This is a genomic window from Luteimonas soli (assembly GCF_042648865.1).
Lineage (GTDB): Bacteria > Pseudomonadota > Gammaproteobacteria > Xanthomonadales > Xanthomonadaceae > Luteimonas > Luteimonas soli.
Genome location: NZ_JBHRYA010000003.1, coordinates 143,363 through 169,601 on the forward strand (window position 1 = coordinate 143,363; position 26,239 = coordinate 169,601).

Annotated in this window: 18 protein-coding genes; 11 read left to right on the forward strand and 7 right to left on the reverse strand. The window is 68.0% G+C overall.

Features of this window, described 5'->3' with window-relative positions; translation table 11 throughout:
- Nucleotides 1-43 precede the first annotated feature (43 nt).
- The 4 genes from ACFONC_RS04015 to ACFONC_RS04030 are packed head-to-tail and all read left to right on the forward strand — an operon-like array spanning nucleotide 44 to nucleotide 5,397.
- Nucleotides 44-1,543 (forward strand): N-acetylmuramoyl-L-alanine amidase, encoded by a 1,500-nt coding sequence (locus ACFONC_RS04015; RefSeq protein WP_386742439.1) that lies wholly within the window; start codon nucleotides 44-46, stop codon nucleotides 1,541-1,543.
- Between the two features lie 34 nt (nucleotides 1,544-1,577).
- The gene (gene mutL / locus ACFONC_RS04020) at nucleotides 1,578-3,392 is read left to right on the forward strand and encodes a DNA mismatch repair endonuclease MutL (RefSeq protein ID WP_386742440.1); all 1,815 of its coding nucleotides are present in this window, start codon (nucleotides 1,578-1,580) and stop codon (nucleotides 3,390-3,392) included.
- 2 nt (nucleotides 3,393-3,394) lie between these two features.
- A complete protein-coding gene (locus ACFONC_RS04025; protein WP_386742441.1) occupies nucleotides 3,395-4,336 on the forward strand; it encodes a DUF1684 domain-containing protein in 942 nt (313 codons plus the stop codon).
- Nucleotides 4,337-4,365: 29 nt separating this feature from the next.
- Nucleotides 4,366-5,397, forward strand: coding sequence for a TraB/GumN family protein (locus ACFONC_RS04030; protein ID WP_386742442.1), 1,032 nt, complete (start codon nucleotides 4,366-4,368; stop codon nucleotides 5,395-5,397).
- A gap of 26 nt (nucleotides 5,398-5,423) precedes the next feature.
- Here ACFONC_RS04030 and rnfB read toward each other — a convergent pair whose 3' ends face one another.
- The 5 genes from rnfB to ACFONC_RS04055 all read right to left on the reverse strand — a co-directional run bounded on the left by rnfB (nucleotide 5,424) and on the right by ACFONC_RS04055 (nucleotide 13,884).
- Nucleotides 5,424-5,855 (reverse strand): Rnf electron transport complex subunit RnfB, encoded by a 432-nt coding sequence (gene rnfB, locus ACFONC_RS04035; protein ID WP_386742443.1) that lies wholly within the window; start codon nucleotides 5,853-5,855, stop codon nucleotides 5,424-5,426.
- 209 nt (nucleotides 5,856-6,064) lie between these two features.
- Nucleotides 6,065-8,167 (reverse strand): methionine--tRNA ligase, encoded by a 2,103-nt coding sequence (gene metG / locus ACFONC_RS04040; protein WP_386742444.1) that lies wholly within the window; start codon nucleotides 8,165-8,167, stop codon nucleotides 6,065-6,067.
- Nucleotides 8,168-8,293: 126 nt separating this feature from the next.
- The gene (locus tag ACFONC_RS04045; RefSeq protein ID WP_386742445.1) at nucleotides 8,294-8,725 is read right to left on the reverse strand and encodes a DUF2147 domain-containing protein; all 432 of its coding nucleotides are present in this window, start codon (nucleotides 8,723-8,725) and stop codon (nucleotides 8,294-8,296) included.
- 161 nt (nucleotides 8,726-8,886) lie between these two features.
- Nucleotides 8,887-10,881 carry an alpha/beta hydrolase family protein gene (locus ACFONC_RS04050; protein WP_386742446.1) on the reverse strand — a complete coding sequence of 665 codons (1,995 nt, stop codon included), beginning with the start codon at nucleotides 10,879-10,881 and terminating at the stop codon, nucleotides 8,887-8,889.
- A gap of 183 nt (nucleotides 10,882-11,064) precedes the next feature.
- Nucleotides 11,065-13,884 (reverse strand): TonB-dependent receptor plug domain-containing protein, encoded by a 2,820-nt coding sequence (locus ACFONC_RS04055; protein WP_386742447.1) that lies wholly within the window; start codon nucleotides 13,882-13,884, stop codon nucleotides 11,065-11,067.
- 158 nt (nucleotides 13,885-14,042) lie between these two features.
- Between ACFONC_RS04055 and apbC the strand changes: the two genes are divergently transcribed.
- The 3 genes from apbC to ACFONC_RS04070 all read left to right on the forward strand — a co-directional run bounded on the left by apbC (nucleotide 14,043) and on the right by ACFONC_RS04070 (nucleotide 16,200).
- Entirely contained in the window at nucleotides 14,043-14,894 is an 852-nt protein-coding gene (gene apbC / locus ACFONC_RS04060) for an iron-sulfur cluster carrier protein ApbC (RefSeq protein WP_386742448.1), read from the forward strand.
- Nucleotides 14,895-15,077: 183 nt separating this feature from the next.
- Nucleotides 15,078-15,647: a dCTP deaminase gene (gene dcd / locus ACFONC_RS04065; RefSeq protein WP_386742449.1), complete on the forward strand. Its 570-nt coding sequence runs from the start codon at nucleotides 15,078-15,080 to the stop codon at nucleotides 15,645-15,647.
- A 40-nt stretch (nucleotides 15,648-15,687) separates the two neighbouring features.
- Complete coding sequence (locus tag ACFONC_RS04070; RefSeq protein WP_386742450.1) at nucleotides 15,688-16,200, forward strand: RDD family protein; 513 nt, start codon at nucleotides 15,688-15,690, stop codon at nucleotides 16,198-16,200.
- Between the two features lie 255 nt (nucleotides 16,201-16,455).
- On the opposite strand, the gene ACFONC_RS04075 is transcribed toward ACFONC_RS04070, so the two are convergent.
- Nucleotides 16,456-16,887 carry an HIT domain-containing protein gene (locus ACFONC_RS04075; RefSeq protein WP_386742451.1) on the reverse strand — a complete coding sequence of 144 codons (432 nt, stop codon included), beginning with the start codon at nucleotides 16,885-16,887 and terminating at the stop codon, nucleotides 16,456-16,458.
- Nucleotides 16,888-17,073: 186 nt separating this feature from the next.
- Between ACFONC_RS04075 and rimO the strand changes: the two genes are divergently transcribed.
- From rimO to ACFONC_RS04095, 4 genes are all read left to right on the forward strand, one after another.
- Complete coding sequence (gene rimO, locus ACFONC_RS04080; RefSeq protein ID WP_386742452.1) at nucleotides 17,074-18,459, forward strand: 30S ribosomal protein S12 methylthiotransferase RimO; 1,386 nt, start codon at nucleotides 17,074-17,076, stop codon at nucleotides 18,457-18,459.
- Between the two features lie 99 nt (nucleotides 18,460-18,558).
- The gene (locus ACFONC_RS04085) at nucleotides 18,559-20,748 is read left to right on the forward strand and encodes a TonB-dependent receptor family protein (RefSeq protein WP_386742453.1); all 2,190 of its coding nucleotides are present in this window, start codon (nucleotides 18,559-18,561) and stop codon (nucleotides 20,746-20,748) included.
- Between the two features lie 151 nt (nucleotides 20,749-20,899).
- On the forward strand, nucleotides 20,900-23,506 hold the full coding sequence (locus tag ACFONC_RS04090; protein ID WP_386742454.1) for a membrane-bound PQQ-dependent dehydrogenase, glucose/quinate/shikimate family: 2,607 nt from the start codon (nucleotides 20,900-20,902) through the stop codon (nucleotides 23,504-23,506).
- Nucleotides 23,507-23,626: 120 nt separating this feature from the next.
- The gene (locus ACFONC_RS04095) at nucleotides 23,627-24,199 is read left to right on the forward strand and encodes a DUF488 domain-containing protein (protein WP_386742455.1); all 573 of its coding nucleotides are present in this window, start codon (nucleotides 23,627-23,629) and stop codon (nucleotides 24,197-24,199) included.
- A gap of 133 nt (nucleotides 24,200-24,332) precedes the next feature.
- Here the strand turns inward: ACFONC_RS04095 and ACFONC_RS04100 are convergent, their stop codons facing one another.
- A complete protein-coding gene (locus tag ACFONC_RS04100; RefSeq protein WP_386742456.1) occupies nucleotides 24,333-26,207 on the reverse strand; it encodes an ABC transporter ATP-binding protein in 1,875 nt (624 codons plus the stop codon).
- Nucleotides 26,208-26,239: the final 32 nt, after the last annotated feature.

Genomic DNA, 26,239 nt, shown 5'->3' on the forward strand with positions numbered 1-26,239 from the left:
AAAGTGGTTGCAAAAATCGGGGCTTGGTGCTTGACTACGACGCATGCGAGCCAAGGGGATCCCCGTCCAGCAAATCATTCTCGGCCTGGCGCTGCTCGCCGGGCTGTGCTGGAATCTCGCGCATGCCTCTGAAATCAATGACTTGCGCGTTTCCGCAGGTGCTACCGGCACCCGCGCGGAGATCGGCTTGGACACTCAGGTCGAATACAGGATCCTGACCCTGTCCAATCCCGAGCGCCTGGTCGTGGACCTGCCGGGCGTCGATCCGGTGCGAGGCCTCAAGCTGCCCGCAGCGGCCGGCCTGGTGAAGGACGTGCGCACCGGGCATCCAGTTCCCGGCACCACCCGCGTCGTGTTCGACCTGCTGGCCCCCGTGGTCGCGCTGAAGCCGCGCTTCGAGTCCGGCGCCAACGGTACGCGGCTGGTCGTGGAATGGCCGGGCGACGCCATTGGTGACCCGATTGCGCGCATCGCCGCCGCGAGCGCGAACCGGCCGGTGGCGCCGGCGGATCCGCAGGCAGGCAGCGCGTCCACGACGCCGCCGCCGCCCGACCCGGCGATCGCATCGGCCGCGGCCACCTCGCGGCTGGTGGCAGCCACGACCGCCGCCGCCAGGTCATCCACGCAGCCCACCCCGGCGCCTTTGCCGGCACCGGTTCCGCAGGCGTCCGGCACCATCGCGACGGGCGTCCCGACCCGCATCGCCACCGGTGTGCCGACTCCCGTCGTCGACCCGAAGCCTGCGCCGGTCGCCGCGCCCGCCGTCACGCCGCCGCCGCTGGCCCGCCGCGCCGGCATGCGCCCGCTGATCGTGGCCATCGATGCGGGCCACGGTGGCCAGGATCCGGGCGCGATCGGCAAGAGTGGTCGCCGCGAGAAGGACGTCACCCTCGCAGTCAGCCGCGAACTGGCCAGGCAGGTCAACGCCACGCCCGGCCTGAAGGCCTACCTGACGCGCGACAAGGACGTGTTCATTCCGCTCAACCGACGCGCGCAGCTGGCGCGTGCGGCCAAGGCCGACATCTTCGTTTCAATCCACGCCGATGCGGCCGAGAACCGCAGCGCCTCGGGCGCGTCGGTGTACGTGCTGTCGCTCAAGGGCGCCTCCTCGCAGCGCGCGCGCTGGCTGGCCGACAAGGAAAACGCCGCCGACCTGATCGGCGGACGCATGCCGCAGGCCGGCAATACGCTGGCTTCGGTGCTGCTCGACCTCACCCAGAGCGGGCACATGAAGGCCTCCGAGGATGCGGCGCGCCACGTGCTCGGCAGCCTCGGCGACGTCGGCAACACCCGCCGCGTGGAGCACGCCAACTTCGCCGTTCTGCGCACCTCGGACATGCCGGCCATGCTGGTCGAGACCGCCTTCATCTCCAACCCGACCGAAGAGCGCCTGCTCGGCGACCCGGCCTACCAGCGCAAGCTGGCGGGCGCGATCCTGCGCGGCGTCGATACCTATTTCCTGCGCCAGCCGCCGCCGGGCACGATGTACGCCGCGCGTGCGTCCGCGGAGCAGGCCGATTCCGGGGCTGGCGGCAGCCCCTGACGCCGCGCACCGGCGGGCCGGTATCATTGCCCCGGTGAGCATCCAGCAGCTTCCCGACACCCTCATCAACCAGATCGCCGCCGGCGAAGTCGTCGAACGACCGGCTTCGGTGGTCAAGGAACTGGTCGAGAACGCGCTCGACGCCGGTGCGCACCGGGTCGACATCGACCTGGAAGAAGGCGGCGTCCGCCTGATCCGCATCCGCGACGACGGCGGCGGCATCGCGGCCGGCGAACTGCCGCTGGCGGTGTCCCGCCACGCGACCAGCAAGATCGCATCGCTCGACGACCTGGAAGCCGTGGCAACGCTCGGTTTCCGCGGCGAGGCGCTGCCTTCGATCGCGTCCGTCAGCCGCTTCACGATGTCCTCGCGCCGCGACGACGATGCCCACGGCGCCAGCCTGCAGGTCGACGGCGGCAACCTTGGCGAAGTGGCCCCGAAGCCGCACCCGCGCGGCACCACGGTCGAGGTGCGCGACCTGTTCTACAACGTGCCGGCGCGGCGCAAGTTCCTGCGCGCCGAACGCACCGAACTGGGCCACATCGAGGAATGGCTGCGCTCGCTGGCGCTGGCGCGCCCGGACGTCGAGCTGCGCGTCTCGCACAACGGCAAGCCTTCGCGCCGCTACAAGGGCGACGGGCAGTTGTTCTCGGGCGAGCGCCTGGGCGAGACGCTGGGCGAGGAGTTCGCGAAGCACGCGCTGCGCATCGAGCACGAGGCCGCCGGCCTGCGCCTGCACGGCTGGATCGCGCAGCCGGTGTATTCCCGTGCAAGCGCGGACCAGCAGTACCTGTACGTCAACGGCCGCAGCATCCGCGACCGCTCCGTCGCGCACGCGGTGAAGCAGGCCTATGCCGACGTGCTGTTCCACGGCCGCCAGCCGGCGTACGTGCTGTTCCTCGAGCTCGACCCGACGCGGGTCGACGTCAACGTGCATCCGGCCAAGCACGAAGTGCGCTTCCGCGACGCGCGGCTGGTGCACGACTTCGTCTATCGCACCTTGCACGATGCGCTGGCGGAAACCCGCGCCGGCATCGGCGTCGCGGTTTCCACGCATGTTTCCGGCGATTCCAGTGCGCTGCCGCAGTCGACCGACCGGCTGCCGGCCTGGGCCATGCAAAGGTCGCAGTCGGACCTGTCGCTGCGCATCGACGATGCCCGTTCGACCTATGCGCAGCTGTATGCGACGCCGACTGCGAACGTGGACGGGCAGGGCGGTGCGGCCGCACCCTTGCCGGCGTTGCCCGAGTCGCAGGACGAACGCATCCCGCCGCTGGGCTACGCCGTCGCCCAACTGCACGGCATCTACGTGCTGGCCGAGACCGGCGACGGCCTGATCGTGGTCGACATGCACGCCGCGCACGAGCGCATCGGCTACGAGAAGCTCAAGACCGCGCACGACGGCGAAGGCCTGCGCACGCAGCCGCTGCTGGTGCCGCAGACCGTCGCGGTCAGCGAGCGCGAGGCCGATGTCGCCGAGCGCGAGGCCGCCACGCTCGCCGACCTGGGGTTCGAGGTGTCGCGCACCGGTCCGCAGTCGTTGCTGCTGCGCAGCGTTCCCGCGCTGCTCGCCCACGGCGACACCGAAGCCCTGCTGCGCGACGTGCTCGCCGACCTGCGCGAACATGGCGAAAGCCTGCGCATCCGCGCCGCGCGCGACGAGCTGCTGTCGACCATGGCCTGCCACGGCGCCATCCGCGCCAACCGCCGACTGACGATCCCCGAGATGAACGCGCTGCTGCGCGAGATGGAAGCCACCGAGCGCTCGGGCCAGTGCAACCATGGCCGCCCGACCTGGGCGCGCTTCAGCCTGCCGGAGATCGACCGCTGGTTCCTGCGAGGACGCTGACGATGCGCAAGCAATTCACCCTGGGGCTGGCGCTTGCCGGCTGCGTGCTGACCTTTGCCGGCTGCAGCGGTTCGCCGCAGCCGCCGGCCGGAGACGAGATGATGACACCCGACCCGAGTTTCATTGCCGAAGAAGACGCCTGGCGCGCGCGCCGCGACGAAAGCCTGCGCAAGCCCGATGGCTGGACCAGCCTGATCGGCCTGCACTGGATCGAGCTCAAGGCGCACTTCATCGGCAGCGGCGCGACCAACGGCATCCGCCTGGCCATGGGGCCGGCGAAGCTGGGCATGCTGCAGCAGGAGGGCGAGCGCCTGTTCCTCACGCCCGAAAAAGGCGTCGAACTGACGCTCGACGGCGAGCCGGTCACCGGACGCGTGGAGCTGCACGACGACACGTCGGAAACCCCAAGCGTGCTCGGTTTCGACGAAGGCAAGGGCCTGGTCACGGTGATCGTGCGCGACGGCCGCCGCGCGCTGCGGGTCAAGCACGCCGATGCGCAAACGCGCACGCAGTTCGCGGGCCTGGACTACTGGCCGGCCGATCCGTCGTGGAAGATCCACGGCAAGTTCGTGCCCAACCCGCCCGGCAAGACCATCCCGGTGGCCGACATCATCGGTTCCATCAACGATGAGCCCAGCCCGGGTGCGGTCGAGTTCGAGCGTGACGGCAAGACCTGGCGCATCGACGCGCTGGATGAGGGCGACGGGCGACTGTTCCTGGTGTTCGCCGATCGCACCAACGGCCACGGCAGCTACGGTGCCGGCCGCTTCCTGTACACCGACGCGCCTGATGCCGACGGCAATGTCGTGGTCGATTTCAACCAGGCCTACAACCCGCCGTGCGCGTTCACCTCGTTCGCCACCTGCCCGCTGCCTCCGCCGGACAACCGTCTGGACCTGGCGATTGCCGCCGGTGAAAAGAAGTACGCCGGATCCCTGCATTGATCCGCTCCACCGAACGAAAGGAGTTCCGCATGCAGTCGCCAAAGCCGATGTCCCGCAGGCCGTGGCTTGCTGTCGCCCTGGTCGTCGTCTCCGGCCTTGCCTACGCGCAGCAGCCGCAGGCCGGCGCACCGCCGCCCACGGCCACGACACCGGAGGTGGTGTTCGTGCCGCCGAAGGATCCACCGCTGCCGCTGCTGTGGCAGGTGTCCGACGCCGACAACACGGTCTACCTGCTGGGCTCCTTCCACCTGCTCAAGCCCGACGACTATCCGCTGTCGAGCGACGTCAACGGCGCGTTTGCCGATGCCGAGGCGGTGGTGTTCGAGATGCCGCCGGAGGAAATGAACTCGCCGCAGCTTCCCGTGCAGATGATGCAGGCCGCGGTGCGCACCGACGGCACCGGACTCGACAGCGAACTGCCACCCGACACCGCCGCGCGCCTGCGGGACTGGCAGTCCGCCAATTCCGCCGCCCTCCAGGCCTCCGGGATGACGCCCGAGAGGATGCAGATGTTCGAACCGTGGTTCGTGGGCCTGATGATCAGCATGACCGAGATGGCCAAGCAGGGCCTGGACCCGAAGCTCGGCCTCGACCAGCATTTCATCGACGCCGCGGGCATTGCCGGCAAGCGCACCGGCGGATTCGAGACCGCCGCGCAGCAGATCGCGTTCCTCGACGGCATGGATCGGGAAGAACAGTTGCAGTTCATCGACGAGGCGCTGACGCAGTCAACCAGCGACGACCTGCCGACGCTGCATGCGTATTGGCGCGCGGGCGATGCCGATGCGATCTGGGACGAGATGGGCGCGGACATGCGCGACCGCTATCCGAAGCTGTACCGGCACATCAACGTCGAGCGCAATGATGCCTGGGTGCCGAAGATCGAGCAGATGCTGGCCGAGCCCGGCACCGACGACACCCTGGTGGTCGTCGGCGCGCTGCACCTGCTCGGCGACGACGGCGTGGTGGAGAAGCTGCGTGCGAAGGGCCATGCGGTGGAGCGGGTCTGCAGCGGGTGCGTTCCGCCAGTGCCTGCAGGCGCAGTGCAGGAAGGCCGTTAGCCGGCCGCCGATACCGGTAACGACGATCAGGGTCGAGATGCGGCGTCGACCATCACGATGCAGTCGACCGGACATGCCGGCACGCACAGCTCGCAGCCGGTGCACAGGGGTTCGGCCACCACGTGCATCAGCTTCGAGGCACCGATGATCGCGTCGACGGGACAGGCCTGGATGCACTTGGTGCAGCCGATGCAATCGGCTTCCACGACCAGCGCGACCAGCGGCGGCTTGCGCACGCCGCGACCGCGGTCGTAGGGCTTCGGCGCAACGTCGAGCAGTCGCGCCAGCGCCCGCGCACCGGCGTCGCCGCCGGGCGGGCAACGGTCGATATCCGCGTCTCCCGCCGCCATCGCTTCGGCATACGGCCTGCATCCGTCGTAACCGCACTGGCCGCACTGGGTCTGGGGCAGCAGGCGGTCGAGGCGTTCGACGAGGTTTCGGGTCGGATTGGCGGACATACAAGGTCAGGTGCGCGTCTGCGAGGCAACGTAGGGCGGGTCTCGACCCGCTGCTTTTCGGTGTTCGCCAAATGCGGCTGCCGCGAGATGGCGGGTCGAGATCCGCCCCTTGCCTGCCAAGATCGTCGCGGTCGGATGGCGGGTCAAGGTCCCGCCCTGCGGTGCTGGCCGGGGCCCTGGAAGCGGCGGGTCAAGACCCGCCCTACGCGTTATCGCACCGGCATGCCGGGTTCGGCGCCTTCGTCGGCGGCCAGCAGGGCGAGCTGGCCGGCGTCGAAGCCGGCCGAAAGGATCATGCCCTCGCTCAGGCCGAAGCGCATCTTGCGCGGCGCGAGGTTGGCGATGAACACCACGCTGCGCCCCACCAGCGCCTCCGGCTCGCCGTAGCTGGCGCGAATGCCGGAGAAGATCTGTCGCTTGCCCAGTTCGCCGGCATCGAGTTCGAAGCGCAGCAGCTTGTCGGAGCCTTCGACGACTTCGCAGGCCACGACCTTGCCGACGCGCAGGTCGAGCTTGGCGAAGTCATCGATGGACACGATGGCGGCGTCCGCGCCTGGCTCTTCCTTTGTAGGAGCGGCGGAAGCCGCGACCGGTGTCCCCGCAACGGCCCGGGTCGCGGCTCCCGCCGCTCCTGCCGGAACTTCTGGTTTCGCGGCGGGCTTCAGGTCTTCCTTGCTGGCGTCGGTCATGGCGGCAACCTGCTTCGGGTCGATGCGGGTAAACAATGGGGTGTACGCACGGATGGCGTGGTCGAGCAGCGGCGCGTCGACGTCGCTCCAGGTTGCCAGCGGCGCGTCGAGGAACTGTTCGATATCGCGCGTCATTGCAGGCAGCACCGGCGCCAGCGCCATGGCCAGCACGCGGAACAGGTTCAGTCCCTGCGTGCACACCGCTTGCAGCTGCGCGTCGGCGCCTTCCTGCTTGGCCAGCACCCACGGCTTGCGCTCGTCGATGTAGCGGTTGGCCTCATCGGCCAGCGTCATCGCCAGGCGCAGCACGGTGGCCGGCTCGTTGCGCTCGTAGGCGTCGCGGATCGGGCCGAGTGCTTCGACGAAGCGCGCGTACGTCTCCGGCTCCGGCAGCGCCGCGGCCAGGCGGCCGTCGAAGCGCTTGCTGATGAAGCCGGCGCAGCGGCTGGCGAGGTTGACGAACTTGCCGACCACGTCCGAGTTCACCCGCGCGACGAAGTCCGTCAGGTTCAGGTCGAGGTCGTCCACGCCGCCCGAGGACTTGGCCGCGAAGTAGTAGCGCAGCGCCTCGGCCGGCAGGCCGCTGTCCAGGTAGGTGCGCGCCATCACGAAGGTGCCGCGGGACTTCGACATTTTGGCCCCGTCCACCGTCAGGTAGCCGTTGACGTGCAGCCGCGTGGGCGCGCGCATGCCCGCGCCGTGCAGCACCGCAGGCCAGAACAGGCCGTGGAAGTTGACGATGTCCTTGCCGATGAAGTGGTGCAGCTCGGCCTCGCTGCCGGGCGCCATGTACTCGAAGAAATCGGCGCCGTTGCGCGCGCACAGCGCCTGGAAACTGCTCAGGTAGCCGATCGGCGCGTCCAGCCAGACGTACAGGAACTTGCCGGGGTGCCCGGGGATCTCGAAGCCGAAGTACGGCGCGTCGCGCGAGATGTCCCAGGCGCGCAGGCCGCCTTCGCCGTCCAGCCACTCCTGCAGCTTGGCCTTGACCCCTGGCACCGCCACGTCGCCGGCAAGCCATTCGCGCAGGAAGCCCTCGAACTGGCCGACCTCGAAGAAGAAGTGCTCGGACTCGCGCAGCTCCGGCGTCGCGCCGCTGACGACCGAGTAGGGCGACTTGAGCTCGGTCGGCGAGTACGTCGCGCCGCAGTGCTCGCAGTTGTCGCCGTACTGGTCCGGCGTGCCGCAGTTGGGGCAGGTGCCCTTGACGTAGCGGTCCGGCAGGAACATCCCGCGCACCGGGTCGTAGAGCTGCGCGACCGAGCGCCGCGCGATGTGGCCGTTGTTGTCGAGCTTGCCGTAGATCGCCTCGGTCAGCGCGCGGTTGCCGGCCGAGTGGGTGGAGTCGTAGTGGTCGAACGCAACGCCGAACGCGGCGAAGTCGCGCTCGTGCCCGGCCTGGATGGCGGCGATGAACTGTTCCGGCGTGGTGCCGGCCTTCTCCGCGGCCAGCATGATCGGCGTGCCGTGGGTGTCGTCGGCGCAGACGTAATGCACGGTTCCGCCTGCCATCCGCCGCGCGCGTACCCAGATGTCGGCCTGGATGTAGCCCACCAGGTGGCCCAGGTGCAGCGGGCCGTTGGCGTAGGGCAGGGCATTGGTGACCAGGGCGTTGCGGGGCATGGCGATCGTGGCTGTGGGCGGTCGACGATTATCGCATGGGGTGCGCGCCCGCCACTGCGGCCCCCACAAGAACGAACGCCCCGGCCAAGGCCGGGGCGCGCAGGTGCATCGGCAAGGTGATCGGCGCTATTCGCGCACCCACACCTGCTGCCGGCAGATGAAGGCGATGCAGCCGGACATGCCGAGTTTCTGGCCGCCCTCAAGCAGTTCGACCTTCGACTTGTAGGTCTTGCCCTTGGCCGGATCGAGCACGGTGCCGCCGCTCCACTCGTCGCCGTCGGGCTCCAGGCCCCAGAGGATGGTCATGCCCTTCACCGGCTTGTCCTTGTTGGCGCCCTTGCACTTGTCGCAGGTCGGGTTGGGGCCGCGGTCGGACTGCAGGATCTCGACGACCTTGCCCTGCAGCGTGCCATCGGCAGCCTGGGTGATTTCCACGATCGACTTCACCTTGCCGGTTTCGTCGTCGATGGTCTTCCAGCGGCCGGTGGGGGATTGCTGGGCGACGGCGACCAGCGGCAGCAGTGCAAGCAGGAGCAGGGCGGATCGAAGTGCGCGCATGGTCCCTCCAGGGGGCGTGATGTGATTTGGTTGCCACGCTTGTGTGCGGGCGTGGATGCGTTATAACGCAATCCGCCGGCGTATGGAGAAGCCGGCGCCCAAGGATGTTCAGTTTTCGGCACAACAGGGGGCCGGTAATCCGGCTCCCCGTCGCCTGGAGGTCAGTCCGCGTTTTCCGGCGCTCCGACGTCCACCTTGCCGCCGATGTGGCGATTGAAGAACGCCAGCATCTTCGTATACAGGTTCAGGCTGTTCTTCTCGTCGTAGAACCCGTGCATCTCGCCGGACTGGATGATCATGCCCTCCGGCGGGTTGCCGGCTTCGACCAGGGCCTTGTTCATCAGCTCGGTCTGCTCCGGCGGCGCACGTTCGTCGCGGGCGCCCGCCGCCAGGTAAACGGGAATGTCGACTTCATCCGCGCGCCGTGCGGGCGAAGACTCGGTCCACTTGGCCTTGGACGTGCCATGCGTCCGGCGCAGGAAGCGGCGTCCGGATTCCGACTGCGGGATGTCGCCGAGCTCGAACATCATCTCGATGTCGTAGACCCCGACGTAACCGAACGCGCATTTGAACAGGCCCGGCGCCCGGATCGGTGCCATCAGCGCCGAGTAGCCGCCGAAGCTGCCGCCGTAGATGCAGATGCGCTCCTTGTCCGCGTAGCCTTGGTCGATCGTCCATTTGGTGGCGTCGATGATGTCGTTCTGGATGCCTTCGGCCCATTGCTGGTGGCCGGCATCACTGAAGGCCTTGCCGTAGCCGCCGGAGCCGCGGTAGTTCACCTTGAGCACGAGGTAGCCGCGGCTGGCGAGCAGCTGCGCTTCGCTGTTGAATCCCCAGCCGTCGCGCGGACCGATGGGGCCGCCGTGCGGGTTGACGATCAGCGGCAGGTTGCGGCCATCCGAACCGTGCGGGATGGTGAGGTAGGCATGGATGCGCTTGCCGTCGCGGGCAGTGAAGGTGAAGGGTTTCGTGGATGCCATGGCACCCTTGTCCAACCACTTCCGCCCCTGCATCAGGAAACGTGCCTTGCCCGTATCGCGGTCGTACAGGTACAGCTCGCCGGGGTTGGTGTCGCTGTAGACCGAGACGACGATGAGTTTCCCGTCGTCGGTATGGCTGGCGAAGTCGACCATCTGGCCGGGGAAGGATGCGGCCAACGATGCATACAGCTGCGCATCGGGGTGCGTTTCGTCGACCAGCGTGACCTTCGGGGCGCCGGCGGCGGTCACCACCCCGATCAGGGTGCTTTCGTCGCTCGACCAGATCGTGTTCGCGACCTCGGCGACGGGGTCCTGGAAGAGGCTGTGGAACTGGCCGGTGGTGGTGTCCAGCGTGCCGATGGCGCCCGGGCTGGTTTCGTCGCTCTGGGTCGCGTACACGGTGCCGTTGGTGCTGACGCGCTCGATCCACAGGTGCTTGCCGTCGGACTTGGATGCATTGACCAGCACCCATTTGCCGTCCTGCATGCGGTACAGCTCGGTGCGTTCGTCGTACTCGCCCTGCTCGTCGCGGCTGGACGAGCAAACCGCGAACTGCGGTTCCTTGGCCTGGCTCAGCGCAATACTGCAGTTTTCCTTCGGCGCGCGGCCGAGCGAGACGCGACGCCCCGATACGGTGTCCATGCGCACGACTTCGGTGCCTGCACCTTCGGATGAGCGTGGTGAACGGGCCTGCATGATGACGTTGCGTTCGTCGTCCTTCAGCGTGTCGAGCAGCGTGAAGCGCTCCGAGCCGACCGTCTTGCCGCGCTGGGTGACGTCGCGGGTCCCGTAGAAGATCAGCGGCCGCGGCTGGCTGCCGTCGGCGTTGACCGCGAACCACTCGCCGGTCTGGAAGGGGGCGGCGTACCCGCCCATCTTCTTCACCGCGTTGAACATCAGGCGTTCCGGGCTGACCCAGTAGAAGCTGCCGACGCTCTTCTTGTCCGGCAACTGGTTGATCTTGAGGATCTTCAGGTCACTGGTACGCAGGACGGTCAACACGTCCTGGTCGCCGCGGTCAACCGTGATGGCGAGGTACTCGCCCGTGGGCGAGATGCTGGTCCCGCTGTAGGTCGCGTGGCGGACGAAGTCCTCGATCGGTGGCAAGGGTTCGGACAGTGCAGGGCAGGCGAGGACGAGCCCCCCCGCGAGAACCAGGTTACGGAGTTTCGGCATTGCGTTCTTCTCCCCAGCGCCGTGGCGCAAGAATCGTAATGAGCAGGCCAAGTTTATCCAATCCCGGGGCGACGCGAACGAGCCGGTCGCGGTGACGCCGGACTGCCCGCAAACCTTCCAGTCCCGGAAAAAATCGAGCCCGGCTTGCGCCGGGCTCGAGGTCCGTGGTCCGGAACCGGTAGATCAGTTGAACTGGTAGGAGAACTGGACGAACACCTCGCGCCCGATCGGGCTGTATGCACGCCAGAAGAACGGGTACGAGTTGAACGAGTCGTCCTCCGGATGCAGCTTGTCGAGGACGTTGTTCACGAACAGGCCGAGCGTGGCGTTGTCCGTGATCTTCTTCTGGACGTTGGCGTTCCAGATGATGTATGGAGCGATGCGTCCGGTCTCTTCCCAGTTCGGCAGCGAGCCCCAGCGGTAGCCGTAGATCGAAGCGCGCCAGTCGTCCTTCATCCAGGTGGCGGTCCAGTTCACGCGGCTGCGGAAGTTGAAGTACTGCAGGTGGTCGCGGGTGTTGACGACCGGGCTGCCGGGGAAGTCCTGCTCCTCCATCTTCAGCACGTGCGTCCAGCCGAGATCCAGGTCGAAGCGGCCCAGGCGATCGGTGTCGAACCGGTACTTCCAGGTTGCATCGACGCCGGAGGTCTCGACCTTCGCCTGGTTGAACGGGACGGAGCGGAACTGGTCGATCTCGTCGTCGTTGACCTGGTCGATGCCGGTACGCTCGACCAGGCTGAGGAAGTACTGGCAACCAGCCGTGTTGATGTCGACCGGGCTCCCGTCGCGGGTCTGCCCGAGGCGGCAGTCGGCTTCGTTGCGCAGCAGGTAGCCGGTGTTGATGTCGCTGACACCGCCTTCGAGTTCGATCTGGTACCAGTCCACGCTGACGGACATGTTGTCGATCACGTCCCAGACGAAGCCGACGGTGGTCGACTTGCCCTTCTCTTCCTCGAGTTCCGTGCTGCCCGAACGCAGGCCGAACACCGAGTATTGGTACTCGTTGTCACGGCAGTTGTTCGGATCGGTCGGCGAGGCCGTCGGGTCGAGGCCGTCGCGGCGGCAGCGATATTCGTCGAGTACGGTCGTGAAGAAACCGGACTCCTCGGCGAACACGTAGTGCATGTCCGGTGCGCGGAAGCTGGTGGAGTGGCTGCCGCGGAACAGCAGGCTGTCGAACGGCCGCCATTCGAGGCCGGCCATCCAGGTGGATGCGCCATCCACGTTGGTGACGTCGTCGTACTTGTCGTAGCGTCCGGCCAGGCTGGCCTTGAGGCTGTCGAAGATCGGAACGCTGAGCTCCAGGCCGACGGCGTAACGATCACGCTCGCCGCCACCGCCGGTGCCGGTCAGGTTGTAGATCGGCTCGTCGCCCGCGTAGTCGGGCCGGATGCGGGGATCGGAGATCAGCTCGTAGTCCTGGGACGCGGCTTCGATCACGGCTGCCATGCCCAGCGGGCCGGCGGGCAGTTCGAACAGGTCGCCGCTCAGGACGAACGAAGCTTGCGTCACCTTCGACTCGGCTTCCGTCTTCACCATCGTGTTGAGCGAGCTGAACGTTTCCGCATCAATCGGGTTGAAGAAGTGGTCGAGGTCGAAATTGTGGACAGGGTAGGCGCCCAGGATCGGATCCAGGCCCAGCTGCGGGCCGAGGAAATAGTCGCTGACCTTGTTCGCCAGGAAGCGCGGGCGCTTGACGTCGAGCTCGTAACGACCATGGGAGATCGTGGCGTCCCAGTCGAAGCGGTCGCTGAACATCGTTCCGCGCAGGCCTGCCGCCACGTCGATCGCCCGTTCGCTGTACTTGGACGATTGCGCGCCCTTTCCGCCCACTTCATCGGGGGTGAAGATGCGCTGGGTGTTGACGATGGTTCCCAGCTCGGGCACGTACACGTGACCGCTCTGCCAGAACTGCGTGGACGAGGACAGTGTTGCATCGGCATCGGTCATGCTGAGCTGCGCGAAGCCCTGCAGCGTATCGGTGAAGTCGAACGTGCCGTACAGGTAGGCGGACAGGTTGTCGTCGGCGTTGCGGATGGCCTGGGTGGCCGGGTAGCCGTAGTAATAGCAACGGTTCGGGGTGGCGCTGTTGAAAGCGAACGTCTCGAACTCGGAGAAGCGTCCGCAGACTTCATCGATCCCGCCCGGCCAGATGTACGCGCCAGTGAAAGAATCACGCATCTGGACGCCGCCCACCGCCGTCGCATCCGACGGATCCACGGAAGGGTCGTCGCGGTAGGAGTCCATGAAGTCGCGCTGCGACGCGAAGATCGCTTCGCGCTCGAGGTACTCGAAGGCGTAGGTCAGGCTCCAGTTGCTGCCGGCCTTGCCGCCGATCCACTGCGCGCGCCCGGTATCGCCGCCCCCGCGGGTGGTGGTGCCGCCACGCAGGGTGACCATGTCGCCCTCGTAGTTCGACTTCATGATGATGTTGACCACGCCGGCGACGGCGTCGGAGCCGTAGATCGCCGAAGCGCCGCCGGACAGGATCTCGATCCGCTCGATGGCCGCAGCCGGGATCGCGTTGAGGTTCACCGCGTTGGACTGGCTGTTGTATGGCAGCGGATAATCCGCAACGCGGCGACCGTTGATCAGGACCAGCTGGTAGCCGGGACCCAGGCCGCGCAGGTTGAGGAAGCTGGCGTTGGGGGTGAAGCCGTTCTGCGTGAGTTCGTTCTGGACCGAGCCGGTGAACTGCGTGAGGGTGTTCAGCGCGTCGTAGACGGTGCTGAAGCCCTGCTGTTCGAGGTCGTCGGCTGTAATGATGGTCACCGGCGCCGGGCCTTCGATCTCGGCGCGCTTGATGCGCGAACCGGTGACCGTGACGCGATCCAGTTCGGTGGTGTCCTCGCTTGCCTGGGCTGGTGCCGCGGCGGCTTGCTCCTCTTCCTGCTGGTCGGCCGCGTCCTGCGCGAACGCCGTGCCGGCCACGGGCAGGGCCAGTACGGCAAACAATGCGATGCTGAGACGGTTCGGCTTGATGCCGGATGGACGTGCTCTCATGATTCCCCCAATGGTTTCAAGGTGTTACGTTGAAATTACACTGATATTCCTTCCCCACCACGCGACCTTAACATGCAATTAACGTGATTGCCACGTGCTCGCAACCTTCAGAATTTACCGGGTTTTCCGGGCCACTCCGAACTCCAAGGACATCCGCAATGCCGCGCATCCCCGCCCACGCCGTGCAACCCAATCTCAGCCCGCTGCCGCGGGTGCGCAACATCATCGCCATCGGCTCGGGCAAAGGGGGCGTCGGCAAGTCGACGACGGCGGTCAACCTGGCCCTTGCCCTGGCCGCGGAAGGCGCGCGGGTCGGTGTGCTCGATGCCGATGTGTACGGGCCGAGCATCCCGACGATGCTCGGGCTGTCCGGGCGGCCGGACAGCCCGGACGGCAAGTCGATCGAGCCGATGCGGGCGCACGGCATCGAGGCGATGTCGATCGGGCTGCTGGTCGAGCAGGACACGCCGATGATCTGGCGTGGGCCGATGGCGACCTCGGCGCTGACCCAGTTGCTGGGCGAGACCCGCTGGGGCGGCGAGGAAGTGCTCGATTACCTGGTCATCGACCTGCCGCCGGGCACCGGCGACATTCAGCTGACCCTGGCGCAGAAGATCCCGGTGGCCGGCGCGGTGGTGGTGACCACGCCGCAGGACGTGGCCACGCTGGACGCGAAGAAGGCGCTGAAGATGTTCGAGAAGGTGCAGGTGCCGGTGCTGGGCCTGGTCGAGAACATGGCTGTGCACGTGTGCACGAACTGCGGCCATGCCGAGCACATCTTCGGCCAGGGCGGGGGCGAGCGGATGGCGGCGACCTACGGCGTGCCGCTGCTGGGCTCGCTGCCGCTGGAGATCGCGATCCGCGAGCAGGGCGACGCCGGTACGCCGATCGTCGCGGCCGCACCCGACTCGACCGCGGCCGAGGCCTATCGGCAGCTGGCGCGCAACATCGTGGCCGAACTGGACAAGCGTCCGCGCGCGGCCGCGCCGATTTCCGCATCGTTGCTGTAGAGCCTGCCCCGGACTTGATCCGGGGTCGGGGCTACGCCCCCGACGCGCTTTCCGCATGTGCACCGGGCCACGAGTGGCTGGCGTAGTGGTTCGAGGCCTGAAATTCCGTCGGGGGCGTAGCCCCGACCTACGGCGGTGGCCCTACAATGCCCCGCTTTCGTTGGCCCTCCCGGGAAACCCCACATGAGCATCAAGAGCGACCGCTGGATCCGCCGCATGGCTGAACAACACGGCATGATCGAGCCGTTCGAGCCTGGCCAGGTCAAGCACGCCGCCGACGGCCACCGCATCGTCAGCTACGGCACCTCCAGCTACGGTTACGACGTGCGCTGCTCGCGCGAGTTCAAGATCTTCACCAACATCAACTCCACGATCGTCGATCCCAAGGCCTTCGACCCGGGCAGCTTCGTCGACATGGAATCGGACGTGTGCATCATCCCGCCGAACTCCTTCGCGCTGGCGCGCACGGTCGAGTTCTTCCGCATCCCGCGCGACGTGCTGGTGGTGTGCCTGGGCAAGAGCACCTACGCCCGCTGCGGGATCATCGTCAACGTGACCCCGCTTGAGCCCGAATGGGAGGGCCACGTGACCCTGGAGTTCAGCAACACCACGCCGCTGCCGGCCAAGATCTACGCCGGCGAAGGCGTGGCGCAGATGCTGTTCTTCCAGTCCGACGAGGTGTGCGAAACTTCCTACAAGGACCGCGGCGGCAAGTACCAGGGACAGACGGGGGTGACGCTGCCGCGTACCTGAACAAGGCTTTGAACTTCAATCACGCAGAGGGGATATACGGATGGACGAGCAGAATCCTTACCGCGGGCCGGATGCGGCGGTCGCCGAGTTTTCTTCGGGCGACGAACTCGCCGGGCGCGGTGCGCGCCTTGGGGCGGCGATCATTGACGCCATTATCCTGCTGGTGGTCCTTGGGCCGATCACGTACATGGGCGGCTATTGGCAGGCGGCTATGGAAGCAGGTCAGGCCGGCGGGCAGTTGCCTTTCGGTACCACGCTGATGTGGGCGGTAATCGGCTTCGTGGTGTTCGCCATCGTGCAGGGTTTCCCGCTTAATGCGAGCGGCCAGACCTGGGGCAAGAAGCTGCTCAAGATCAAGATCGTCGACCTGGACGGTGGCAAGCCGCCGCTGGGCCGCCTGCTCGGGATGCGCTACCTGCCCGTCCAGGCAGTCGGGGTCATCCCGTTCATCGGCGCACTGATCCAGGTCGTCGAGGTTCTGCTGATCTTCCGCAGCGATCGCCGCTGCGGCCATGATCTGATTGCCGGCACCAAGGTCGTGCACGCGGACTGACCTGCGACGGTTGAATGAGGAAAGCCCCGGGGTTCGCGCCCGGGGCTTTTTTTCATGCCTGCCACCGTGTCCCGCCGTCTCGTGTAGGAGCGGTTCCAGCACGTAGGATGGGTAGGGCCGAAGGCGAAACCCATCGCTCTCCGCGCGGCGGAGTCCTGGTCCGCGGGATGATGGGTTGACCAGCTTCGCTGTTGAAAGTCGCTGCGTTCTACCCATCCTGCGGATTGGCGCGCCATTTCACGAAGTGGTTAATCTTCACGCGCGCAGGAACTCGTTGAGCGTGTTGACGCGCTCGACCAGCGCCTCGGGCGAGTACGGACGCGCGGCGACCCGCCCCCAGACCGGCGCCGGCCAGGCGGGGTCGCTTTCGAAGCGCGCGATCACGTGCACGTGCAGCTGGGGCACCAGGTTGCCGAGCGCGGCGACGTTGAGCTTGAACGGCACGAATGCGTCGCGCAGCAGGCGCGAGGCCTGGTCGATCTCGTCGCCGAGCTCGCGGCGCTGCATCGGGTCGAGGTCGACCAGTTCGCTTGCGCCGGCCATGCGCGGCACCAGGACCAGCCACGGGTAGTTGCTGTCGTCCATCAGCCGCAGGTCGCTGAGCGCGAACGACGCGACCGGGTGGGTGTCGGCTGCCAGCTGCGGGTGCAGTTCGTAGCGATCGTGGCCGGCTTGCTTGCGTTTCATGACGGGCTCCGCTTCAGGATGTGCGTGTTCAGGGCACGTGTGCCGATGATTCAGGTTCAGCGCAGCGCACCGCAGCGCACCGCACCGCACCGCACCGCCGGGCCATTGCAGCGCGAAACCACCCACTCCGGGAGCGATTCTAGCCCCACCGCTATAATCGCCGGCCTTCACGCCCCGCAGCACCGCATGTCCACGCCCGCATCCCCCGCCAGCAATCCACGCGTCGGCTTCGTCAGCCTCGGCTGCCCCAAGGCCCTGGTCGACTCCGAACGCATCCTCACCCAGCTCAGGGTCGAGGGCTACGACATCGTCCAGACCTACGATGATGCCGACGTGGTGGTGGTCAACACCTGCGGCTTCATCGACTCGGCGGTGGCCGAATCGCTGGACGCGATCGGCGAGGCGATGGCCGAGAACGGCAAGGTCATCGTCACCGGCTGCCTGGGCAAGCGCGAGGAGGTCATCCGCGAAGCCCACCCCGGCGTGCTGTCGATCAGCGGCCCACAGGACTACGCTAGCGTGATGGGCGCGGTGCATACCGCGTTGCCGCCGAAGCACGACCCGTTCATCGACCTCGTTCCGCGCCGCGCGGCCGAGGACGATATCGGCGTCAAGCTCACGCCGCACCACTACGCCTACCTGAAGATCTCCGAAGGCTGCAACCACCGCTGCAGCTTCTGCATCATCCCGTCGATGCGCGGCGACCTGGCCTCGCGCCCGGTCGATGACGTGCTGCGCGAAGCCGAGCGCCTGGTGCGCGGCGGCGTGCGCGAACTGCTGGTGATCTCGCAGGACACTTCGGCCTACGGCGTCGACCTGCGCTACGCCGAGCGCGAGTGGCGCGGCAAGGCCTACCAGACCCGGATGAAGGCGCTGTGCGAAGGCCTGTCCGAGCTCGGCGTGTGGACGCGCCTGCATTACGTGTATCCGTACCCGCACGTCGACGACATCATCCCGCTGATGGCACGGCGCAACGCCGAGGGCGTACCGGCGCTGCTGCCGTACCTCGACATCCCGTTCCAGCACGCCAGCCCGCGCGTGCTGAAGCTGATGAAGCGACCCGGCGCAGTGGACAAGACGCTCGAACGCATCCAGCGCTGGCGCGCGACCTGCCCGGACATCACCATCCGCTCCACCTTCATTGTCGGCTTCCCCGGCGAAACCGACGCAGAGTTCGAGGAGCTGCTGGATTTCCTCGACGAAGCCCAGCTCGACCGCGTTGGTGCATTCGCCTACTCGCCAGTCGAAGGCGCGAAGGCCAACGACCTGCCCGATCCGGTCGACGAGGACGTGAAGCAGGAACGCCTGGCGCGCTTCATGGAGCGCCAGGCGGAAATCTCCACGGCGAAGCTGGAGGCCAAGGTCGGCAGCGTGCAGCGCTGCATCGTCGACGCGATCGACGGTGAACTGGCGATCGCACGCTCGATGGCCGACGCGCCGGAAATCGATGGCCTGGTGCAGGTCCAGGACGGCCGCGATGCCGGCCTGCGGCCGGGCGAATTCGTCGACGTGCGCATCATGGGCAGCGACGAGCACGATCTTTACGGCGAAGTGGAATACAACGGCGCGTGACGCCGCGCATCGAAGGGCGCGCCCGTTCCCGGCCGGATGCTTTCGCGTAAGGCGCATGGCACTCGGCCATACTGCCGCCATGCATTCGATGGGGTCCGCATGAGCATCCGGTACGCATCCGGTCCGCGCCGCTGGCCGGTATGGATCGGCCTTGGTTTGGCATCGATCGGCGGCGCCGCGATGGCAGCCGATCCCGTCGATCCGGATGTGGACACGCCAGCGGGCACCCCAGCGTCCGCACCGGCAACCGAACTCGACCGCGTGGTCGTCACCGCCACCCGGCAGGCAGACGATGCGCTGCTGGTGCCGGCAGCGGTGGACGTGGTAAGCACGGAGGAGCTGCGTCGTGCACGGCCGCAACTGAGCCTGTCCGAATCGCTGCAGCGCGTGCCGGGCGTGTTTGCGCGAGACCGCCAGAACCAGGCGCAGGGCCTGCAGGTCTCCATTCGCGGCTTCGGCGCGCGCTCGAGCTTCGGCATCCGCGGCGTGCGCCTGTACAGCGACGGCATCCCGGCGACCATGCCCGACGGCCAGGGCCAGGTGTCGCACTTCATGCTCGAATCGGCCGGACGTGTGGAGGTCCTGCGCGGGCCGTTTTCGGCGCTGTACGGCAACTCGTCGGGCGGGGTGATTTCGGTATTCAGCGCGGATCCGCCGCCGCATCCGCAGCTGTCGGCGGGGGTGGACGCCGGCAGCGACGGGCTTCGGCGTGCAGCTCTGTCCTGGCACGCGCCCTGGGCCAGCGGTGACGGTGGAGCGCTGGTCGACGGAGTGCGCGTGGACGAGGATGGTTTCCGCGACCACAGCGCATCGCGGCAGGTCACCGGGCAGGCGGTGCTCAAGGGCGGGTTCGGCGACGGCGGCCGCTACAGCGTGCTGCTCAACGCGCACGACCTGCGCGCCGACGACCCGCAGGGACTGACCGCGGCGGAGCTGCGCGTCGACCGGCGCGCGGCCAGCGCCGGCGCGCTGAACTTCGACACCCGCAAGACGGTGCACCAGGACCAGGCCGGCGTGTGCCTGGAGCACCCACTGTCCGCGCACCACGCGCTTGAGCTGGTGGCCTACGGCGGGACGCGCGAGACCACGCAGATGCTGTCGATCCCCGTGTTCGTCCAGGCCGATCCCCGCCAGGGCGGCGGCGCGATCGACCTGGACCGCGAGTACGGCGGCGCCGACCTGCGCTGGCGCTGGACGACGCAGCTGGGTGGTCGCCCGTTCTCCCTGGTGGCGGGCGTGGAATACGGCGTGTCCGACGAGCGTCGCCGCGGCTACGAGAACTTCATCGGCGAACGGCTCGGCGTGTACGGTGCGCTACGCCGGGATGAGGACAACCGCGTCAGCGCGCGCGATGCCTACGTGCAGGCGGACTGGCAGCCGGCCGATCGCTGGCGCATAAATCTCGGCGTGCGCCACAGCGAGGTGCGTTTCACTTCGGAAGACAGGTACGTCACCGCCGACAATCCCGACGACAGCGGCCGCCTGCGGTATTCGCGCAGTTCGCCGGTGGCCGGCGTGCTGTTCCGCGCCACGCCGCAGGTGAGCGTCTATGCCAACGCCGGCGGCGGCTTCGAGACGCCCACGTTCTCCGAACTGGCCTATCGCCCCGACGGCGCCGGTGGCCTCAACGACCTGGGCGCGGCGCGCAGCCGCAACATGGAAATCGGCGTGCGCGCACGCACCGCGATGCTGGCGTACTCGGCGGCGCTGTTCGACAGCCGCACGCGCGACGAGGTGGTAGTGGTGGCCAACGAGGGCGGGCGCAGCGTGTACGACAATGCGGGCACGACGCGCCGGCGCGGTGCGGAATTCTCGATCTCGGGCGCGATCTCGCCGCGCTGGCACTACGCGGCGGCCTATACGTTCCTGGATGCGCGCTATGCCAGCGACTTTGTCGTCTGCGCGCAGGCGCCCTGCGGCGGCGGGGACCTGCTGATCGAGGACGGGCATCGAATCCCGGGCCTGTCGCGTCACGCGGCCTGGGCCGAATTGCGCTGGGGCGTGGACGCGGACACCGACATCATCCTCGACGGGCGCCTGGTCGACCGCGTGTACGTGGATGACGGTACCGACGAAAGCGCTTCGGGTTACGCAGTCTTCGACCTGGCCGCCGAGCGCCGCTTCGAGGCCTTCGGGCTGCAGTGGCGCGGGTACGCGCGGCTCGCCAACCTGTTCGACCGGGAGTACGTCGGATCCGTCCGGGTCAACGACGGCAACGGCCGTTACTACGAACCCGCGCCCGGGCGCGGCTGGGTGATTGGCCTGCGAGTGGCGAAAGCTTTCGACTGAGGCCATCCCGTGACCTCGTGGGAGCGGCTTCAGCCGAGAGCTCTTCCCCCCGGACCCACGACGCGCGAGCAACACCGTGAAGGCCACGTCCACGCTTCCGCCGGCGCGCGGCGTAGCATCCGGCCCGTCACCGCAACGCCGGAGGGGAGCCATGTCCAGCATCCACAGCGACAACCATCGACACGGGCGCGACTGGCCGCTCCTGGTGCTCGGGCTGGTCATCACACTGGTCGGCCTGGTGCTGGCGGTGGGCGGCGCCTATCTGGCCAGCCTTGGCGGCAGCTGGTACTACGTGCTGGCCGGTATCGGCCTGGTCGTGTCCGGGGTACAGCTGATGCGTGGGCGCGCGTCGGGGGCATGGTGGTTCGCGGCGGTGTTCGTGGGCACGCTGGCGTGGACGATCTGGGAATCGGGGCTCTCGTACTGGCGCTGGATCCCGCGCCTGGGCCTGGTCGTGGTGTTGGCATTCTTCGTGGCGCTGCTGGCGCCCCGGCTGGCGGGCTGGCGCTCACGCGGACTGGCGCGCGGACTGGCGGCGTTGATGGTGGTGCTGTTCGTGGGGGCGTTCGCGCTGGCATTCGTCCCGCATGGCGTGGTGCAGGCGGATCGCGGTGCGGCGGAGGCGCGCGACGTGCCGTCCGTGGTGTCGCCAGCGATGGCCACGCCGGCGCAGCCGGCTGACGCGCCGGCTGCCACCGACTGGCCCGCGTACGGACGTGGCAACGCCGCGCAGCGCTACTCGCCGCTCACGGCAATCAATCGCGACAACGTCGACGGGCTCGAACGCGCCTGGACCTACCGCACTGGCGACCTGCCGGAGCGGCGCTGGGGCGCGGAAACCACGCCGCTGAAGATCGGCGACACGCTGTACCTGTGCTCGGCGCGCAACATTCTGATCGCGCTGGATGCGGTCACCGGCGAGCAGCGCTGGCGTTTCGACCCCAAGGTGCCGGATGAAGCGATTCCCTATACCGCCGCCTGCCGCGGCGTGAGCTATTACGACGCGCGCATCGCGGCGGCGCCGATGGCGATCCCGGAGCGTTCCGCAGCGCCCGGCGATATGGCTGCGGCGCCGGCCGATACCGACGCTGCCGAGGGCGGCAACGACGGCAGCGCCATCGACGTAGCGAGCATGGACACGACCGGCGATGCTGGAGACCCGGGCGGAGATCCGGCTGCGGCGACCTTTGCGCCGCTCGCGGACAACGCGCCGTGCGCAACGCGGATCATCGAGGGCACGCTCGATGCACGGCTGGTGGCGGTGGACGCGCGTACGGGCAAACCCTGCGCCGACTTCGGCGACAACGGCCAGGTCGACATCACCGTCGGCATGGGCGAGACGTCCCCCGGGATGGTTTCGATCACTTCGGCGCCCACGATCGTGCGCGGCGTGGTGGTGACCGGCCACCAGGTGCTCGACGGGCAGCGCCGCTGGGCGCCCTCGGGGGTGATCCAGGGCTTCGATGCGGTCACCGGCGAGCTGCGCTGGGCCTGGGACATGATGCGCCCCGACCGCAGCGGCCTGCCGCCGGCGGGCGAGACCTACACCCGCGGCACGCCCAACATGTGGACGACGGCTTCTGGCGACGAGGAACTCGGCCTGGTCTACCTGCCGATGGGCAACTCTTCGGCCGACTACTGGAGCGGGCTGCGGCGTCCGATGGAGGACGAGTTCGCGACGTCGCTGGTGGCGATCGACGTCACCACCGGCAAGCCGGCCTGGCACTTCCAGACCGTGCACAAGGATGTGTGGGACTACGACCTGGGCTCGACCGCGACGCTGGTGGACTTCCCCGTCGACGGCCGCACCGTGCCGGCGCTGGTCCTGCCGAGCAAGCAGGGCGACCTGTACGTGCTCGACCGCCGCACCGGCGAGCCGCTCACCGGCGTCGAGGAGCGGCCGGCGCCACAGGGGGGCGTGGAACCGGAGCGTCGCTCGCCGACGCAGCCGCACTCGCTGTACCACACGCTGCGGCGCAAGGACGACCTGACGGAGCGCGACATGTGGGGCATCTCGCCGATCGACCAGATGGCCTGCCGCATCCAGTTCCGCAAGGCGAGCTACGAAGGTTTCTATACGCCGCCGACGGCGGACCGGCATTCGATCCAGTACCCCGGCTACAACGGCGGTTCGGACTGGGGCGGGATCGCGGTGGATCCGAATCGCGGCATCATCATCGCCAACTACAACGACATGCCCAACTACAACATCCTCGTGCCCCGCGAGAAGGCCGACGAGCTGGGCTGGGCGCCACGCGACGAGGTGCGCGGCGACCAGGGTGGGGCCGAGGGCGCCGGCGACCCGCAGATGGGCACGCCCTATGCCATCAACGTCAACGCGGGCTGGCGCATGCCGACCGGGCTGCTGTGCAAGCAGCCGCCGTACGGCGGCATCCGCGCGATCGAGCTGGCGACCGGCCGCATGCTGTGGGACAGGCCGTTCGGCAGCGCGCGCGCGAACGGGCCGTTCGGGATTCCCTCGCACTTGCCGATCGAGATCGGTACGCCCAACAACGGCGGCTCGGTGGTGACGGCCGGTGGGCTGGTCTTCATCGCTGCCGCCACCGACAACCTGATCCGCGCCATCGACATCGACACCGGTGAGACCGTCTGGCAGGACGTGCTTCCGGCGGGCGGGCAGGCCAACCCGATGGTCTACGAGGCCGGCGGGCGCGAGTACCTGGTCATCATGGCCGGTGGCCACCACTTCATGGAGACGCCCGGAGGCGATTACGTGATCGCGTACGCGCTGCCGTAGGTCGGGGCTACGCCCCCGACGCGGTGGTCAAGAGGATGCCGGAATCAATCAAGAGCTGTCGGGAGCGTAGCCCCGGCCTGCGGGACGCTGCCTGCACGGTGATTGCCGCAAGATGCAGCAATGACATGTTCCGCCGGCACTCTCTGGACCATCGGACACTCCACGCGCGAATGGGAGGTGTTCGCCGGCATGCTCGGCGAAACCGGCATCGAAGTGCTGGCGGACGTACGCCGCTTCGCAGGCTCGCGGCGCAACCCCCAGTTCTCGCCGCTGGTGATGGCGCCGGCACTCGCCGAGGCAGGTATCGAGTACGTGCCGATGCCGGAGTTCGGCGGCCGGCGCAAGCCGCAGCCGGATTCGCCCAACGGCGCATGGCGGGTCGCCGCGTTCCGCGGCTACGCGGACTACATGGCCGAACCGGAATTCGTGCTGGCGCGCGGACGGCTGATGCGCATGGCCGGCGAACGGCGCGTGGCGGTGATGTGCGCCGAAGCGGTCTGGTGGCGCTGCCACAGGCGCCTGATCGCCGACGACTTCACCGCCCGCGGCTGGCAGGTCTGCCACCTGATGGCGCCGGGGAAATCCGTGGTGCACGAGTTGAACGCGGACGCACGGATGGTGGGCGACGTGCTGCAGTACCCGGCGCCGGATGCGGGGCAGGGGGTGTTGTTCGGACAGGCCGACATGCGCTGATCGCCTGCGAGGCTGTACGAGCGACGGAGGCCGCGAGTCTTTCGCAAGGTAGCGATTGGCCTGATTGCTCATTGGTTGGTTGCCGAAAAGCTCGCGGCTGGAGCCGCTCCCACGATTTCACGGGCTTTCCAGTTCAGCGATAGCCCGCCGCCTGCAGCTCGAACAGCTCCGCGTAGCGGCCACCCTGCGCCATCAGCTCCTCGTGGGTGCCGCTGGCCTCGATCGTGCCCTGGTCGAGCACCAGGATGCGGTCGGCCATGCGCACGCTGGAGAAGCGATGCGAGATCAACACGGCGGACTTGCCTTCGGACAGTTCCTTGAAGCGCTGGAACACCTCGAACTCGCTGCGCGCGTCGAGCGCGGCAGTGGGTTCGTCGAGGATCAGCAGCTGCGCGTCGCGCATGTAGGCGCGGGCGATGGCGATCTTCTGCCATTCGCCGCCGGACAGGTCCACGCCTTCCTTGAACAGCTTGCCGAGCATCTGGTCGTAGCCGGCGGGCAGGCGCTCGATGACTTCGTCGGCCATCGCGCGGCGCGCGGAGTCGGCAATGCGCGCGTGGTCTTCGCGGGCTTCGATGCGACCCACCGCGATGTTGTCCGAGGCGCTCATGAAGTAGCGCACGAAGTCCTGGAAGATCACGCCGGTGTTGGCGCGCAGCTCGTCCAGGTCGTACTCGGCCAGCGGGTGGCCGTCGAGCAGGATGCGGCCTTCGTCCGGGTCGTACAGGCGCGAGAGCAGCTTGACCAGCGTCGTCTTGCCGGCGCCGTTCTCGCCGACCAGCGCCAGGACTTCGCCGGCGTGCAGGGTGAAGTCGAGGTTGCGCACCGCCCAGCGCTCGGCGCCTGGGTAGCGGAAGCCGACGCCTTCGAACACGAAGCCTTCGCGGATCGGGTACGGGAACGGGCGCGGGTTCGACGGCGAAAGGATCTCCGGCTTGATGTCGAAGAACGAGAACAGGTCGTCCAGGTACAGCGCCTGGCCGGCGACGGTGGAGAAGCTCGTCAGCAGCCCTTCGAGCAGGTTGCGCAGGCGGCGGAACGAGGCCGAAAGGAAGGTCAGGTCGCCGATGCTGAATTCGCCGTGCACCGTGCGCCAGGCGATGTAGGCATAGGCGGCGTAGTAGCCCAGCGTGCCGATGGTGGTGAACAGCCCGCCCCAGCCCGCGCGCCCCAGCGCGATGCGCCGGTTGGCCAGGTAGATCGACCAGGCCAGCGTGCGGTAGCGCTCGACCAGGAAGCCGTTGAGGCCGAAGCTCTTGATCTCCTTGGCCGATGCGGCGCTGGCGCCGGTCTGGCGCACGTAGTCGAGTTCCCGTCGCTCCGGCGTGGCGCGGTAGTTGACCGCGTAGCTGCGGGCATTGAAGTGCATCTCGCCCACGAACGCCGGCACCAGCGCGACCAGCAGCAGCGCGATCAGCCACGGTGCGTAGACCAGCAGGCCGACGGCGAAGCTGATGATGGTGACGATGTCCTGCGCCTGCCCGAGCAACTGCGACATCAGCGAGCTGCGCCCGGAGACCTGGCGACGGGCGCGGTCGAGCTTGTCCTGCAGCTCGGCGTCCTCGAAATCCTCCAGGTCCAGCGTCGCCGCGTGCTCCATCAGGCGCACGCTGGTGGCGTTGGAATACAGCTCCGAGAGCAGCGAATCGACCAGGCCGACGATGCGGCCGAGGACGTCCGAGGCCACCGCCAGCGCGAACTCCGCCGCCAGCAGCGCCAGCAGGTGGTCGAGCGAGCCGGCGTTCCACATGGCGGCGAAATCCAGCGTGCCGGCGCCCAGCCCGACCAGGCGCACCACCTCGTCGACGATCAGCTTGCCCACGTACAGGGTGGCGATCGGCAGCAGCGCGCGCGCCAGCCGCAGCACGAGGCTGGACAGGGCGAGCGACGGGCTGGTCCGCCAGATGTCGCGCAGGAACGGCGGCAGGTTGCGCAGTGCGGCGAAGCGCTCGCGCATGTTCAGGACCGGGGCTTCGTGCCTGCGGCCAAGCCAGGGCGGTGACGACATCCGGTGTGTCCGTGTGTGGTGCGGGCCCCAGA

Coding starts and splice junctions, on each gene's coding strand:
- metG (WP_386742444.1), bottom strand. CDS start 8,167: ATGCCCCGCAACGCCCTGGTCACCAATGCCCTGCCCTACGCCAACGGC.
- ACFONC_RS04095 (WP_386742455.1), top strand. CDS start 23,627: ATGACATGTTCCGCCGGCACTCTCTGGACCATCGGACACTCCACGCGC.
- ACFONC_RS04015 (WP_386742439.1), top strand. CDS start 44: ATGCGAGCCAAGGGGATCCCCGTCCAGCAAATCATTCTCGGCCTGGCG.
- apbC (WP_386742448.1), top strand. CDS start 14,043: ATGCCGCGCATCCCCGCCCACGCCGTGCAACCCAATCTCAGCCCGCTG.
- rnfB (WP_386742443.1), bottom strand. CDS start 5,855: ATGTCCGCCAATCCGACCCGAAACCTCGTCGAACGCCTCGACCGCCTG.
- ACFONC_RS04055 (WP_386742447.1), bottom strand. CDS start 13,884: ATGAGAGCACGTCCATCCGGCATCAAGCCGAACCGTCTCAGCATCGCA.
- ACFONC_RS04025 (WP_386742441.1), top strand. CDS start 3,395: ATGCGCAAGCAATTCACCCTGGGGCTGGCGCTTGCCGGCTGCGTGCTG.
- ACFONC_RS04090 (WP_386742454.1), top strand. CDS start 20,900: ATGTCCAGCATCCACAGCGACAACCATCGACACGGGCGCGACTGGCCG.
- ACFONC_RS04100 (WP_386742456.1), bottom strand. CDS start 26,207: ATGTCGTCACCGCCCTGGCTTGGCCGCAGGCACGAAGCCCCGGTCCTG.
- ACFONC_RS04075 (WP_386742451.1), bottom strand. CDS start 16,887: ATGAAACGCAAGCAAGCCGGCCACGATCGCTACGAACTGCACCCGCAG.
- ACFONC_RS04085 (WP_386742453.1), top strand. CDS start 18,559: ATGAGCATCCGGTACGCATCCGGTCCGCGCCGCTGGCCGGTATGGATC.
- ACFONC_RS04030 (WP_386742442.1), top strand. CDS start 4,366: ATGCAGTCGCCAAAGCCGATGTCCCGCAGGCCGTGGCTTGCTGTCGCC.
- ACFONC_RS04050 (WP_386742446.1), bottom strand. CDS start 10,881: ATGCCGAAACTCCGTAACCTGGTTCTCGCGGGGGGGCTCGTCCTCGCC.
- ACFONC_RS04045 (WP_386742445.1), bottom strand. CDS start 8,725: ATGCGCGCACTTCGATCCGCCCTGCTCCTGCTTGCACTGCTGCCGCTG.
- rimO (WP_386742452.1), top strand. CDS start 17,074: ATGTCCACGCCCGCATCCCCCGCCAGCAATCCACGCGTCGGCTTCGTC.
- ACFONC_RS04070 (WP_386742450.1), top strand. CDS start 15,688: ATGGACGAGCAGAATCCTTACCGCGGGCCGGATGCGGCGGTCGCCGAG.
- dcd (WP_386742449.1), top strand. CDS start 15,078: ATGAGCATCAAGAGCGACCGCTGGATCCGCCGCATGGCTGAACAACAC.